The organism is Halorubrum sp. SS7 (assembly GCF_005435055.1).
In the GTDB taxonomy this organism is placed as follows: Archaea; Halobacteriota; Halobacteria; order Halobacteriales; family Haloferacaceae; genus Halorubrum; species Halorubrum salinarum.
The window spans coordinates 407,800-421,164 of record NZ_SGXV01000001.1 but is presented as its reverse complement, the minus strand read 5'-3'; the positions used below and the strand labels follow the sequence as shown (position 1 = coordinate 421,164).

The 13,365-nt window shown below is 72.2% G+C and carries 14 protein-coding genes; 11 read left to right on the top strand and 3 right to left on the bottom strand.

From position 1 onward, the window contains the following. Positions 1-9: 9 nt before the first annotated feature. Positions 10-813 (bottom strand): formate/nitrite transporter family protein, encoded by an 804-nt coding sequence (locus tag EXE44_RS02150; protein WP_137715764.1) that lies wholly within the window; start codon positions 811-813, stop codon positions 10-12. 157 nt (positions 814-970) lie between these two features. On the opposite strand from EXE44_RS02150, the gene mce reads away from it, so the two are divergent. After that, the gene (gene mce, locus EXE44_RS02145; protein ID WP_137715763.1) at positions 971-1,357 is read left to right on the top strand and encodes a methylmalonyl-CoA epimerase; all 387 of its coding nucleotides are present in this window, start codon (positions 971-973) and stop codon (positions 1,355-1,357) included. Positions 1,358-1,396: 39 nt separating this feature from the next. Here the strand turns inward: mce and EXE44_RS02140 are convergent, their stop codons facing one another. Continuing rightward, complete coding sequence (locus EXE44_RS02140) at positions 1,397-3,544, bottom strand: S9 family peptidase (RefSeq protein WP_137715762.1); 2,148 nt, start codon at positions 3,542-3,544, stop codon at positions 1,397-1,399. Between the two features lie 131 nt (positions 3,545-3,675). Here EXE44_RS02140 and EXE44_RS02135 point away from each other — a divergent pair, with 131 nt between their 5' ends. From EXE44_RS02135 to EXE44_RS02095, 9 genes are all read left to right on the top strand, one after another. Beyond that, a complete protein-coding gene (locus tag EXE44_RS02135) occupies positions 3,676-4,353 on the top strand; it encodes a cyclase family protein (RefSeq protein ID WP_137715761.1) in 678 nt (225 codons plus the stop codon). Between the two features lie 83 nt (positions 4,354-4,436). Then, the gene (locus tag EXE44_RS02130; RefSeq protein ID WP_053771189.1) at positions 4,437-4,718 is read left to right on the top strand and encodes a 50S ribosomal protein L44e; all 282 of its coding nucleotides are present in this window, start codon (positions 4,437-4,439) and stop codon (positions 4,716-4,718) included. A gap of 2 nt (positions 4,719-4,720) precedes the next feature. After that, positions 4,721-4,894, top strand: a complete 174-nt coding sequence (locus tag EXE44_RS02125) for a 30S ribosomal protein S27e (RefSeq protein WP_004595868.1) — start codon at positions 4,721-4,723, stop codon at positions 4,892-4,894. A gap of 18 nt (positions 4,895-4,912) precedes the next feature. Further along, positions 4,913-5,713 (top strand): translation initiation factor IF-2 subunit alpha, encoded by an 801-nt coding sequence (locus tag EXE44_RS02120; RefSeq protein WP_137715760.1) that lies wholly within the window; start codon positions 4,913-4,915, stop codon positions 5,711-5,713. A gap of 28 nt (positions 5,714-5,741) precedes the next feature. Further along, positions 5,742-5,924: an RNA-protein complex protein Nop10 gene (locus tag EXE44_RS02115; RefSeq protein ID WP_121562324.1), complete on the top strand. Its 183-nt coding sequence runs from the start codon at positions 5,742-5,744 to the stop codon at positions 5,922-5,924. Between the two features lie 93 nt (positions 5,925-6,017). After that, positions 6,018-6,770 carry a proteasome assembly chaperone family protein gene (locus EXE44_RS02110; protein ID WP_137715759.1) on the top strand — a complete coding sequence of 251 codons (753 nt, stop codon included), beginning with the start codon at positions 6,018-6,020 and terminating at the stop codon, positions 6,768-6,770. A gap of 113 nt (positions 6,771-6,883) precedes the next feature. Beyond that, the gene (locus tag EXE44_RS02105) at positions 6,884-8,050 is read left to right on the top strand and encodes a thiolase domain-containing protein (RefSeq protein WP_137715758.1); all 1,167 of its coding nucleotides are present in this window, start codon (positions 6,884-6,886) and stop codon (positions 8,048-8,050) included. Then, positions 8,047-8,490 (top strand): Zn-ribbon domain-containing OB-fold protein, encoded by a 444-nt coding sequence (locus EXE44_RS02100; RefSeq protein ID WP_137715757.1) that lies wholly within the window; start codon positions 8,047-8,049, stop codon positions 8,488-8,490. The genes EXE44_RS02105 and EXE44_RS02100 overlap by 4 nt, the downstream gene beginning before the upstream one ends. A gap of 142 nt (positions 8,491-8,632) precedes the next feature. Next, positions 8,633-11,344, top strand: coding sequence for a PAS domain S-box protein (locus tag EXE44_RS02095; RefSeq protein ID WP_137715756.1), 2,712 nt, complete (start codon positions 8,633-8,635; stop codon positions 11,342-11,344). Between the two features lie 75 nt (positions 11,345-11,419). On the opposite strand, the gene EXE44_RS02090 is transcribed toward EXE44_RS02095, so the two are convergent. Beyond that, entirely contained in the window at positions 11,420-12,187 is a 768-nt protein-coding gene (locus EXE44_RS02090) for a VOC family protein (RefSeq protein ID WP_121562319.1), read from the bottom strand. A gap of 178 nt (positions 12,188-12,365) precedes the next feature. On the opposite strand from EXE44_RS02090, the gene EXE44_RS02085 reads away from it, so the two are divergent. Then, positions 12,366-13,331 (top strand): UbiA family prenyltransferase, encoded by a 966-nt coding sequence (locus EXE44_RS02085; protein ID WP_137715755.1) that lies wholly within the window; start codon positions 12,366-12,368, stop codon positions 13,329-13,331. The last annotated feature ends 34 nt before the right edge of the window (positions 13,332-13,365 follow it).

Genomic DNA, 13,365 nt, shown 5'->3' with positions numbered 1-13,365 from the left:
GCGGCGCGCTCAGTCCGCGCCGCGGACGACGTGGCCGTACTTCAGCGCCGCGACGAAGACCCCGCCGCCGACCGCGTTGCCAACGGTCGCGAGCGCGAGGAACGAGAGGTAGTCGGCGATCGATATCGCGGGCGAGGAGAACAGCCCGAACAACACCTCCACGTTGCCCGCGATCGAGTGCGGCAGGTGGAGCATCCCGATGGTGCCGGTGACGATGAAGACGAGCAGCAGGCGGCCGGTCGTCTCCTGGGCGGCCGTGATCAGCCACGCCAGCAGCCCCATCAGCCACCCGGCGAACACGCCGCCGACGAACAGCCACGTGAGATCGTGGGAGACGAGCTTGAGCGCGATCTCCTCGAACGCAGCGGCCTCGACGACGCCGAGCCCGGGCGTCAACAGGGTCGCGAGCAGGGCGAACGACAGGCCCCCGATCAGATTCCCGACGTACACCAGCCCCCAGAGGCGACCGAGCTGGCCGAGCGACGCCTGCCCGTCCATCACGGGGATCACGGCGAGCATCGTGTGTTCGGTGAACAGCTCCGACCGGCCGAGGATGACGAAGACGAACCCGACGGAGTAGACGGTCGCCAGCAGCAGCTCGGTCCCGAGGTCGCCGTACCCGCCCGGCGAGAGCGTCAACACGACGGCCATCAGGAGGGGGCCGAACCCGATGTCGAGCCCGGCGGACAGCCCGGAGAGCAGCAGCCCGGACCGCTCGCGGTTCATCTCGTGGACGGCGCTGTCGAGGATCGAGTCGAGGATCGTCCGCGACGTCTTCTGCTCTAAGGCCGTGTCGGGGTTCTGGTCGCTCACTGGGTGTCCCTGCGTCGAGTTGTCGCTCCAGACACCCAACGCTTTCCATCGGCGAACCCCGCTTCCGGGACCGACAGTCGCCCGCGTCCCCCGACCGCGTTCCCGCTCGGTCGCGCCGCCCGGGGCCATTTATGTCCCCGCGCCGCGACGGTCGCGTATGCGCTTCGATCACGTCGGCGTCGCGACGCGGGACGCCACGGCGCTCGCGGACCTGTTCGGCGGCCTGGTCGACGCCCCGGTCGCCCACGAGGAAACGTTCGACGGGATGCGCGTCGTCTTCCTCGAACTCGACGGCGGCGGCTACTTCGAGCTGCTCGAACCGGACGCCGGCGGGACCATCGCGGACTACCTCGACCGCGAGGGGCCCGGCGTTCACCACGTCGCGCTCGCGGTCGACGACCTCCCCGCCGCGCTCGACGACGCCCGCGACCTCGGCATCGACCTCGTCGACGAGGAGCCGCGCCCCGGCGCGTGGGGCCACGACGTCGCCTTCTGCCACCCGCGCTCGACGGGCGGCGTGCTGGTCGAGTTCGTCGAGCACTGAGGCGGCCCACGGTCGCCCCCGAGAAGCCGACGGCGCGGCTCAGTCCGCGGACTCGGCCTCGACCGCCGGGTCGTGGGCCTCGTACCAGTCGAGGATCTTCTCCAGCCGGTGGATCGCGCGGTCGGGGTCGCCGATGTTGTGGTGTTCGTCCGGGTAGACGACCAGTTCGGCGTCGACCCCCTGCTTACGGGCGGCGACGTACAGCTGCTCCGACTGCGACGGGGGACAGCGCCAGTCCTCGCCGCCCGCCATGACGAGCAGCGGCGTCTCGATGTTCCCGGCGTCGAGGATCGCCGTGGACGCGTCGAACGCCTCCGGGTTCTCCCACGGGAGCCCGAACTCCGCCTCCATCCAGATGTGCGTGTCGTCCGTCCCGAACGCCGACCGGATGTCGTAGATCCCGTGTTCCGGCGCCGCGGCGGCGAAGAGGTCCGGCTCCTGCGTGACCAGGAACCCCTGGGCGATGCCGCCGTACGAGAAGCCGTGGCCGAACACGCGGTCGGGGTCGACCCAGCCGCGGTCCGCGAGCGACTCGACGCCCGCGGCGATGTCGTCGACCTCCGCGGTGCCCCACTTGCCGGTCAGCTCGGCGGTGAACTCCCGGCCGCGCGAGGTGCCGCCGCGGTAGTTCGGGCGGAAGACGAGGTAGCCCCGGCTCGTCAGCGCGGCGTGACCGAAGCTGAAGACGGGCTCGTCGTACGACATCGGCCCGCCGTGGATGGCCACCACGAGCGGGTGGTCGCCGGACTCGGGGTCGACCTCGGGGTCGTGGTAGAGCACGCCGTCGAGCGTCCAGCCGTCGGACTCCCACTCGACGCGCCGCGCCTCCGGTATCGCGAACTCGTCGACGAGCGACTCGTTGACGCGGGTGAGCCGCCGGAAGGACTCGGGCTCCGTTGCGGCGTCGAGGTCGTCGACGTCGACCGCGTACAGGTCGGTGCCCTCGGTCGGGTCGGAGAGGACGACGACCGCCGTCGACCCGTCGTCGGCCACGTCGATGCCGGCCATCGCGCGGTCGCGGCCCTGCGCCTCGAAGACGCGCTCGACGGTGCCGTCCGTCTCGACGCGGACCAGCCGCGTCTGACTCTCGTCGGCGATCCGGGCGTATATCTCGCCGTCGACCCACGACGGCTCGCCGCCGCGGGCGACCGTCCGGTCGAGCGCGGCGGTGAGGGAGGCCGGGTCGTCACGGGCGTCCGCGTCGTCCGCTGCGTCGACGAGGTACACCTCGGCCGGCGCGGGCGGGTCGTCGGGATCGCTGGCGACCGTCGCGATCCCGTCGCCGTCGGGACGCCACGCCGGCGCGCCGTGGGCCAGGTCGCCGCCCGTGAGCCGCTCGGCGTCGCCGCCGTCGACTGGGACCGCGTAGAGGTCGCGGACGGAGGTGTCGTCCGGGCGGTCGAGCCGACACGAGGTGAACGCGATCCGCCCGTCCGGCCCCCACGTCGGACTCATGCCGGCGATGTCCTCGAAGGCGCCGCCGCCGTACGCGTCGTCGAGCCGGCGAGGGTCGCTCTCGGGGTCGTCGAGGTCGACAACGAACAGGTACCGCGTCACCTCGTCGGTCCAGCCGGCGCCGTTGACCTTGTGCTGGAGCCGCGTCGTCTCGATGGGGCCGCCTTCCTCGCGCACCTGGTCGAGGTACTCGGACTCCTCGTCGGTCGGGTCGCGCGACTCGATCACCAGGCGGTCGCCCTCGGGCGACCAGTCGAAGTCCGCGACGCCCTCGTCGCGCTCGGTGACCTGCCGCGCGTCGCCGCCGAGCGCGAGGTCGAAGATCCACACCTGCGGCTTGGGCCCGTCGTCGCCGTTTCCGAGGGGCTCCTCGCTGTCGCCCTCGCTCTCGGCGTCCGCGTCCTCGTCCCCGCTTTCAGCGTCCTCCTCGTCCTCATCGTCGTCTCGGTCGCGCCAGCCGACCCGCTTCTCGGCGTCGCGGTCGCGGGCGGCCACGAACGCGAGGCGGTCGCCGTCGGGCCCCCACGCCGGCGCGGAGGCGCCGGAGGCGCTCGTCAGGCGGTGCGGCTCGCGGGACCCGTCGGTCGGGGCGACGAAGAGGGAGGAGACCGCCTCGTCGGCGGCCTGGTCGTACTCGGTCGCGGTGAAGGCGACGCGGTCGCCGGTCGGGGAGACGGCGACCTCGCCGATCTGGGTCAGGTCGTAGTACGCGTCCAGCGGCAGTTCCGACATGAACCCACCCAGCGGCGGGCGGAGGAAATACGTTCGGGCCGCGGAACCTCGGCGACCGAGGGGGCGCGGTCGGCGGCGACGCGGGACGCGAGGGCGACCGACTTAACCGCGACGCGACCGCATCGCTCGTCGTGTTCCGCGACCTCTCGCGACCGATCGAGACGGGGATGCCGACCTATCCCGGCGATCCCGACGTGACGCTCGCGCCCGACGCGACCCACGAGGCCGACGGCTACGCGACGAGCGAACTCCGGACCGGGACGCACGCGGGAACGCACGTCGACGCGCCGTGGCACACCGTGCCCGGGGGCGAATCGATAGACGAGCGGGACGTCGACCGGTTCGCGTTCGACGCGCGCCTCGTGGACCCCCGCCCGCTCGAACCGCGGGAGCCGATAAGGGCCGACGCGCTGCCCGACCCCGACGCCCTCGACGGCGACCTCGACCTCCTCGTCCTCCGGACGGGCTGGGAGTCGCACTGGGGGACCGAACGGTACCGCGACCACCCGTACCTGACCGCGGCGGCCGCGGAGCGGTGTCGGGAGGCGGGCGTCGGCGTCGGGCTCGACGCCTTCGGTCCGGACCCGACGCCGACGGCGGACGGAGGGGCAGACGGTGAGGCGAGCGAGGACGGCGAGCCCGACGAGACGCCCGCCCACGACGTTCTCTTGGGCGCCTCGCTGCCGATCGTCGAGAACCTCTGCGGCCTCGACGGCGTCCCGGCGCGGTTCCGGCTCTCCGCCTTCCCGCTCCGGCTCCGCGGTGCCGACGGATCGCCGGTGCGAGCGGTCGCCGAGTGGGAGGAATAGACGGACGCGGACCGCGGCGCGGGCGCCCCAGACCAAACCCGTTTTAAGCGTCGGCGACGAACCGCGTCTCAAGGTCGATATCCATGGAAATGCCACGCCGCTTCAACACGTACTGCCCCCACTGTGACTCCCACCAGGAGCACGAGGTGGAGAAGGTCCGATCGGGTCGCGCGACCGGAATGAAACGCGACGCGCGACAGCGACGCCGCGCGCTCGCGACCATCGGCAACGCCGGCGGGTACTCGAAGGTGCCCGGTGGCGACAAGCCGACGAAGAAGACCCACCTGAAGTACCGCTGCGGCGACTGCGGGAAGGCCCACATGCGCGAGGGATGGCGCGCCGGCCGTCTCACGTTCCAGGAGTAAGCATGGCGGGAGACTTCCACCGCGTCGCCTGCGGCGACTGCGAGAACGAACAGGTCGTCTTCGGCAAGGCCTCCTCGACGGTGTCGTGCGCGGTCTGCGGCACGACCCTCGCGACCCCCACCGGCGGGGAGGCGGAGCTTCACGGCGAAATCGTCGAAACCGTTGAGGCGCGGTAACCGCCTCACCGCTCCGTCATGAAGTACAGCGGCTGGCCCGAACCCGGCGAGTTGGTGGTCGGCGATGTCGACGAGATCGCCGACTTCGGCGTGTTCGTCGACCTCGACGAGTACGAGGACAAGCGCGGCCTCTGCCACATCAGCGAGGTCGCGTCCGGCTGGATCAAGAACGTCCGCGACCACGTCCGCGAGGGACAGACGGTCGTGGCGAAGGTGCTGGAGGTCGACGAGTCGTCGAACCAGATCGACCTCTCGATCAAAGACGTCAACGAACACCAGCGCAAGGAGACGATCCAGGACTGGAAGAACGCCCAGAAGGCCGACAACTGGATGCTCATCGCGCTCGGCGAGGACGTCGACGACGACCGCTACACGTCGGTCGCCAACGCGCTCCTCGCGGAGTACGAGAGCCTCTACGACGCCTTCGAGGCGGCGGCGATCCGCGGCGACGAGGCGCTCGACGACGTCGACGTCGACGCCGACACCGTCGACGCGGTCGTCGCGGCCGCCCGCGACAACGTCTCCGTCCCGTACGTCGACGTGACCGGTTACGTCGACCTCGAGTCGGCGGCCCCCGACGGCGTCGACGACGTGCGCGACGCGCTCGCGGCCGCCGAGGGCAACGGCGAGGTCCCGGACGGCGTCGACCTCGACGTGGGCTACGTCGGCTCGCCCGAGTACCGGATCAAGGTCCGCGCGCCGGACTACAAGACGGCGGAGTCGCAGCTCGAAGCCGCCGCCGAGCGCGCCCGCGAGGCGATCGAGGCCGCCGGCGGCGCCGGCGAGTTCCACCGCGAGCGGCGCGAGGACGACGAGTAACTCGGTCCGACCCGACCCCTTTTCATCCGTGAAATCAGACATCCGCGTCTGCGCGAACTGGGAGGCCGCTCACGAACGGCCGGTGTACGCGCTCGGCGACCGGTGCCCGAAGTGCGACGGCCCGACCGAGAACAGCGCGCCGGCCCCGTTCGGCCCGGAGGACCCGTACGGCGAGTACCGACGGCGGGCGCGGCGACGCGGCTCGGAGTAGGCGCGGACGCCGCGGCGGCGCCCGGAGCGTCCGATCGATCGCGAGCCACCGGAATAGCCACGCTCTTGTGACCGCCGCCCGGACGGACGGGGTATGGAGGACATCGAGATCGACGAGGTCGCGACGCCGGAGCTCACGGACCCGGTGTTGATCGAGGGGCTGCCGGGCGTCGGGCACGTGGGGAAGCTGGCGGCCGAACACCTGCTGGAGGAGTTCGACGGGGAGCTCGTCCGCCGGGTGTACGCCACGGAGTTCCCGCCGCAGGTGAACGTCGACGACGAGGGGGTCGCGGAGCTGACCTGCGCCGAGTTCCACGCCGTCGAGACCGACGGCGCCGACCTGCTCGTGTTGACCGGCGACCACCAGGCCGGGTCGAACGCGGGCCACTACAAGCTCACTTCGACGTTCCTCGACGTGGCCGAGGCGTTCGGCGCGCAGCGCGCGTTCGCGCTCGGCGGCGTCCCGACCGGCGAACTCGTCGAGGAGTACACGGTCCTCGGCGCGGTCTCCGACGGCGCGCTCACGGAGGACTTGGAGGACGCCGGCGTCGAGTTCCGCGCCGACGAGCCGGCGGGCGGCATCGTCGGCGTCTCCGGGCTCGTGCTGGGGCTCGGCGGCCGCCGCGGGTTCGAGGCCGCCTGCCTGATGGGCGAGACGAGCGGCTACCTCGTCGACCCGAAGAGCGCCCGCGCCGTGCTGGAGACGCTGGAGGCCGTCCTCGACATGTCCGTCGACTACGAGAGTTTAGAGGACCGCGCCGAGGAGATGGAGGAGGTCGTCGGCAAGATCCGCGAGATGCAGGAGGGGCCGGCGGTGCCGGACGACGACCTCCGTTACATCGGCTGATCGGGCGCACAGCCGGGACTCGTTCGACCGTTCGTCCGACCGTTCAGTCCCGCCGCCGAGCCGGAACCCCGGTTCCGGCAGAGATAAACCACGTCCCCGATCATCGTTCGTGTATGACAGAGGTACGCGTCGCCGGGGTCGGGCTCACTCCCTTCGGCAGTCACCCGGAGCGCACCGGCCGCGACCTGTTCGGCGAGGCCGCGCTGCGGGCGTTCGAGGACGCGGCGGTCGACCGGGCCGACGTCGAGGAGCTGAACTACGGGAACTTCATGGGGGCGCTCGCCGAGCACCAGGGCCATCAGGCGCCGCTGATGGCCGAGGCCGCCGGGGTGCGCTGCCCGGCGACGCGCTACGAGTCGGCGTGCGCGTCGGCCGGCGTCGCGGTCCGGGAGGCGGTCCGGACGGTGGCCGCGGGCGACGCGGACGTGGTCCTCGCGGGCGGGATGGAGCGCATGACGAACCTCCCGACCGCCGAGGTCACCGAGGGCCTCGCCATCGCGGCCGACGACCTCTTCGAGGTGCGGGCGGGCGTCACCTTCCCCGGCGCCTACGCGCTCATGGCGAACGCCTACTTCGACGCCTACGGCGGGAGCCGCGAGGACCTCGCGCACGTCGCGTCGAAGAACCACGCCAACGCCGTGCCCAACGAGTACGCCCAGTACCGGAAGGAGGTGTCCGTCGCGGAGGCGATGGACGCGCCGCCGGTCGCGGAGCCGCTCCACCTGTACGACGCCTGCCCGATCACCGACGGCGCGAGCGCGCTCGTGTTGGTCTCCGCCGAGTACGCGGAGCGGAACGACCTCGACGCGTCGGTCGCGGTGACGGGCACCGGACAGGGGACCGACCGGATGGCGCTCGGCGACCGCGACCGACTCGCCCGGACGCCCGCCGCGGACGACGCGGCCGACGCGGCCTACGCCGACGCCGGCGTCGAGGCGAGCGACGTCGATGTCGCGGAGGTCCACGACTGCTTCACCATCGCCGAGGTGCTGGCGCTGGAGTCGCTGGGACTGTTCGAGCCGGGCGAGGGGATCTCGGCCGCCCGCGAGGGGGTCACGACCGCCGACGGCGACCTCCCGGTGAACCTCTCGGGCGGGCTGAAGGCGAAGGGCCACCCGGTCGGCGCGACCGGCGGCTCGCAGATCGCCGAATTGACCCGGCTCCTCCGCGGCGACCACCCCAACAGCGAGCACGTCCCAGACGCCGAGGTCGGCGTCGCGCACAACGCGGGCGGGACCGTCGCCAGCGCGGTCGTCCACGTGCTGGAGGTGGCGGAATGAGCGACGAGGACCCGAGCGGAGAATCCCCGCCGACCGACCGCGACTACGCCGAGTGGCTCGACGCACTCGCCGACGGCGAGGGGTTCGCGCTCGCGTGCCCGGACGGCCACGGCTCGCTCCCCCCGCGTCGCGTCTGCCCCGAGTGCGGGTCGCCGGACCTCTCGCGGGAGCCGCTCCGCGAGACGGGGACCGTCGAGACGTACAGCGTCGTCCACGTCCCGTCGCCGCGCTTCGCCGACGACGCGCCGTACGCGACCGCCGTGGTCGACTTCGGCCCGACGCGGTTGACGGGGATCGTCCGCGGGGACGACCCGGACGGGGACGCAGCCCCGGAGGTCGCAATCGGCGACGCGGTGACGGCCGCCGTCGGGGAGCGCGCCACCGACGGCGAGCGGCTCGTCGTCTTCCGGCCCGCGGCCGACCGGTCCCCGGACGAGTGAGCCGAGCGCGAGCGGGCGGGTCGCTCGGTAAGTGAGAGGTCACCCCGGAACCGGCGTCGCTCGCGGTCTTTCCGTCGAATTTCGGCGTCCGACGCGCGGCGGGGCAAAACCATTATACAGGGATGGTAAGTATTCCGACCGTATGTCCGACCGCATCCCGGTCCTCCTCGTCGACGACGACCCGGACCTGCGAGAGGTCACCGCCTCGTTCTTAGAGCGCGAGGCGGACCGGATCGCGGTCGAGACGGCGCCCGACGCGGACGCCGGGCTCGACGTCCTGGCGGACCATGAGGTCGAGTGCGTCGTCTCGGACTACGAGATGCCCGGGCGGGACGGACTGGCGTTCCTCGCCGCGGTCCGCGAGCGCTACTCGGACCTCCCGTTCATCCTCTTCACCGGGCGAGGGTCCGAGGAGGTCGCGAGCGAAGCGATCTCCGCCGGCGTCACCGACTACCTCCAGAAGCGCGGCGGCACGGAGCGGTACGAGCGGCTGGCGAACAGGGTCGTCGAGGCCGTCGAGAAGCGGCGCGCCGAACTGGAGGCCGAAGAGGCGGTCGGCCAGTTCCGCGCGGTCGCGGAGGGGGCGTCGGACGCGATCCTGTCGGTCGACACCGACGGCGTGATCGAGTTCGCGAACCCGGCCGTCGAGTCGGTGTTCGGGTACGAGCCGAGCGAGTTGGAGGGCGAGCCGCTGACGACGCTGATGCCCGACCGGCACCGGAACGACCACCTCGGAGCGGTCGAGCGGTACCTCGCCACCGGCGAGCGGAGCGTCGACTGGTCGGACGTCCGGTTCAACGCGCTCCACCGCGACGGCCACGAGGTCCCCGTCTCCCTGTCGTACGGCGAGTTCACCGCGGACGGCGAGCGACACTTCGTCGGCGTGATCCGCGACGCCACCGACCGCGACCGCCACCGGGCGTTCATCGAACACGCCAGCGACGTGGTCGCCGTGCTGTCGCGCGACTGGCGCTTCCGGTACCTGAGCCCCTCTTGCGAGCGCGTGACGGGCCACGCCCCGTCGGACCTGCTCGGCGAGCGGTCGCTGGACTACGTCCACCCGGAGGACCGGGAGGCGGTCAGGGCGGCGTTCGGCGAGGTCGACGTCGAGGGGGGCCCACCGACGGCCGAGTACCGGTTCGAGACGGCCGACGGCGAGTACCGGTGGCTCGAATCGGTCGGGAGCGACCGGATCGAGACGGACGACATCGAGGGGTACGTCGTCACCACCCGGGACGTCTCCGACCGGAAGGAGCGCGAGCGGACCCTCGCCAGGCTCCGCGAGTGGACCCGGGACCTCAACTACGCCCGGAGGACCGAGGAGGCGGCCGATCTGGCGGTGGAGGCGGTCGACGACCTGATCGACGCGGGGCTGAGCGGGATCCACCTCCGCACCGAGGAGGGGGACCGCCTCGAACCGGTCGCGCTGGGCCAGTCGGTGCCCGCGCTGTTCGAGGAGCAGCCGTCCTACGACCGGGACGCGCCGCCGGGGACGCGGGCGGCGATGGCGTGGGACGCCTTCCGGAGCGACGAGTCGCTCGTCGTCGACGAGCTGTCGACGTACGAGCCGCTCGACGAGCCCTCGCCGGCGGAGAGCCTCGTGTTGCGCCCGATCGGTGACCACGGGCTGTTCGTCGTCTCCTCGCCGGAGCCGAACGAGTTCACCGACACCGACGTGCTCGTGGCCGAGATCCTCACCGGCCACCTCGAGGCGGCGTTCGACCGCATCGAGCGGGAGAGCCGGGTGGAGCGGCTCCACGACGCGACGCGGACCCTCGTCCGGGCGGACTCGCGGAAGGAGATCGCGGAGCGGGCGGTCGAGGCCGCCACCGACGTGCTCGGGTTCTCGATCGTCACGGTCCGGATCCACGACGAGGACGCCGGCGGACTGGTGCCGATGGCCGTCTCGCCGAAGGCGGAGGACCTGCTGCCGGAGCGGCGGACCTACACCCCCGACGGGGGGAGCCTGAACTGGGGCGCGTACGACGCCGGCGAGCCCCGGAAGTTCGACGACATCCGCGAGACCGACGCGCTCGACGCCGACACGGACCTCCGGAGCCTGCTGATCGTCCCGATCGGCGACTACGGGACGATCTCGGTCGGCGAGACGGAGCCCGGCGTGTTCGGCGGCGTCGACGAGTACCTCGCCGGGATCCTGGCGACGGCGGCCGAGACGGCGTTCCAGGCCGAGGCGCGCACCCGCCGGCTGGCGGAGCGGACGTCGGAACTGGAGCGACAGAACGACCGCTTAGAGGAGTTCGCGGGGGTGGTGTCACACGACCTGCGGAACCCGCTGGAGGTCGCGCGCGGCCGGACCGAACTCGCCCGCGAGGAGTGCGACAGCGACCACCTCGCGGCCGTCGAGCGCGCGCACGGCCGGATGACAGCCCTGATCGACGACCTGCTCACGCTCGCCCGCGAGGGCGACCCCGTGACCGACCCCGACCCGGTGGACCTGGGCCGGGTCGTCGGCTCCTGCTGGCGGACGGTCGACACCCGGGACGCGACGCTGCGCGCCGACGCCGAGGGGATGATCCTCGCGGACGAGGGGCGGCTCAAGCAGCTGTTAGAGAACCTGATCCGGAACGCGATCGAACACGGCGGCCACGACGTGACGGTCGCGGTCGGGACGCTGCCTGACGGCTTCTACGTGGCCGACGACGGCCCGGGCATCGACCCCGACCGCCGGGAAGACGTGTTCGAGGCGGGGCACACGACCTCGCAGTCGGGGACCGGGTTCGGGCTGCGGATCGTCGAGCAGGTGGCCGACGCGCACGGCTGGTCGGTGCGGGCGGGAGCGAGCGAGGACGGCGGCGCGCGGTTCGAGATCACCGGCGTCGAGTTCGAGGAGTGAGCCGGTCCGAACCGGGCGCGAGCGGGGGAGCAGAGGGGCGGCGTCGCCCGCGTGACCGCGGTCGGGCGGAGTCGATCAGTCCCGCGTGACCAGTTCGACCTCGTGGCCGTCCTGGTCTTTGGTGAACGCGTAGTTGTGGTCGCACGAGGCGGGGTCGCGGTAGTCGGGCGCCTCGCGGGTCATGAGGTCGTCCCACGCCTCGTCGAGGTCGTCGACACGCACCGCGACGTGGCCCCAGCCGTCGCCCATCGTGTACTCGCGGCCGTCGTAGTTGTAGGTGAGTTCGAGCTTCATCGCCTCCTCGGCCGCGTCCTCGGGCGCCACGAAGTAGTTCGAGAACGTGTCGGCCTCCCAGCGGCCCGGGAACTCGGTGTACTCGAACTTGCGGGTCCAGTAGCCCAGCGCCTCGTCGGCGTCCTCGACGCGAATCATCGTGTGGTCGATGCTCCACTTCGCGCCGTGGTCGCGCTTGACGATCTCGATCTCGTGGCCGTCGGGGTCCTTCACGAACGCGTAGCGGTTCCCGCAGGACTCGGGGTCGCGGTAGTCCTCGACGCCCTCGTCCATCAGCTGGTCGTACGACTCCTGAAGCGCGTCCTCGGGGACGCGGACCGCGATGTGGCCCCAAGCGTCGCCGATCTCGTAGCTGCGGCCGTCGTGGTTGTACGTGAGCTCTAAGAGGGCGCCGTCCTCGTGAACGTCCTCGGGGCCGAGGAACACGTTCGTGAACGTGTCCGCCTCCCAGCGGCCCTTCTCCTCGTAGTTCAGGTGCGTCTGGTACCAGTCGAGGCTCTCCTCTAGGTCCTCGACGCGGATCATCACGTGATCGAAGGTTCCGTCCATGGGCGAGATATCGGCCGCTCGGGTCAAAAGCGTACTGAAGCCCGAACCCCCGCGACGGGCCGGACCGGCGAATCCGATACAGCGCGAATTCGCGTTTTATTAACGCCGAACGGGATGGATAGATACGGCTCGATCCCCCATATCGCACGTTCGCCGTCGACCGGCGGCGAACGTCTCTATGGCAAACGAACCGACGAAGCCGTCGACGGCAGACGGCACGACATCGCAGTATCGCTCGCATGTGACTCCTCCCGACACGGGCGCCGTGCGCCGGGTCGCCGCGTTCGCCGCGGGCGCCCCGTTCACCGCGCTCGTCGCGGCCGTCGAGGTGGCGCTCGTGACGGCCGCGCTCGGGGTCCAGCGGTCCGCCGCGCCGGTCGCGGTCGGGCTGATCGCGTTCTCCGTGTACGCGGCCGACCACGTCGCCGACGCGGAGGGCGACGCCGACTCGACGCCGCTGCGCGCCCGCTTCGCGCTCCGCTACGCCGACCAGCTGATGGTCGCCGCCGCCGTGAGCTACGGGCTCGCGGTCGCGCTCGCGGCGGGCGCCGGGCCCGCGGCGCTGGCGCTCGCGCTCGTCCCGGGCGCGGTGTGGATCGGCTACGCCACCGACTGGCTCCCGGCCCTCGGCGACCGCCTCGCGCCGCTCGGCGCGGGCTCGGTGCCGCGGCTCAAGGACGTGTTCCTCCTCAACTCCGCGGCGGTCGCGCTCGCCTGGGCGGTCGCGGTCGTCGCCGCCCCGCTCGCGTTCGCGGGCGTCCCCGTCGACTCGGTCGGGCCGGGGACGGTCGCCCTGCTTTTCGCGTACGTCCTCGTCCGCTCGTTCGTGGACGTCGAGGTCCCGAACGTCAGGGACGCCGCCGCCGACGCGGCGCGGGGCGTGGCGACGCTCCCGGTCGTCTTCGGGGTCGCCGGAACGCGGCGGATCCTCCTCGGCGTCGACGCCGTCGCCGCCGGGCTGCTCGCGGTCGCCTTCGCGACCGGCGCGGCGGCGCCGCCGGCCCTCGCCGCGCTGGCCGTCGGGCTCGCCGTCTCCCTGGCCGTCACCGCGCTCGCGGGGCGGCTCGACGGGACGGCGCTCGGCGTCGCCCCGGACGGCAGCTACCTCGTCGCCGGCGTCGCCCTCCTCGCGATCGGGCTGTGAGAGCGGGACGTTCCCTGCGCTGAGGCCCGAGCGA

Excerpts from the sequence above, each read along its gene's own strand:
- mce (WP_137715763.1), top strand. The coding sequence starts at position 971 with ATGCGCTTCGATCACGTCGGCGTCGCGACGCGGGACGCCACGGCGCTC.
- EXE44_RS02140 (WP_137715762.1), bottom strand. The coding sequence starts at position 3,544 with ATGTCGGAACTGCCGCTGGACGCGTACTACGACCTGACCCAGATCGGC.
- EXE44_RS02130 (WP_053771189.1), top strand. The coding sequence starts at position 4,437 with ATGGAAATGCCACGCCGCTTCAACACGTACTGCCCCCACTGTGACTCC.
- EXE44_RS02125 (WP_004595868.1), top strand. The coding sequence starts at position 4,721 with ATGGCGGGAGACTTCCACCGCGTCGCCTGCGGCGACTGCGAGAACGAA.
- EXE44_RS02120 (WP_137715760.1), top strand. The coding sequence starts at position 4,913 with ATGAAGTACAGCGGCTGGCCCGAACCCGGCGAGTTGGTGGTCGGCGAT.
- EXE44_RS02110 (WP_137715759.1), top strand. The coding sequence starts at position 6,018 with ATGGAGGACATCGAGATCGACGAGGTCGCGACGCCGGAGCTCACGGAC.
- EXE44_RS02105 (WP_137715758.1), top strand. The coding sequence starts at position 6,884 with ATGACAGAGGTACGCGTCGCCGGGGTCGGGCTCACTCCCTTCGGCAGT.
- EXE44_RS02100 (WP_137715757.1), top strand. The coding sequence starts at position 8,047 with ATGAGCGACGAGGACCCGAGCGGAGAATCCCCGCCGACCGACCGCGAC.
- EXE44_RS02095 (WP_137715756.1), top strand. The coding sequence starts at position 8,633 with ATGTCCGACCGCATCCCGGTCCTCCTCGTCGACGACGACCCGGACCTG.
- EXE44_RS02090 (WP_121562319.1), bottom strand. The coding sequence starts at position 12,187 with ATGGACGGAACCTTCGATCACGTGATGATCCGCGTCGAGGACCTAGAG.
- EXE44_RS02085 (WP_137715755.1), top strand. The coding sequence starts at position 12,366 with ATGGCAAACGAACCGACGAAGCCGTCGACGGCAGACGGCACGACATCG.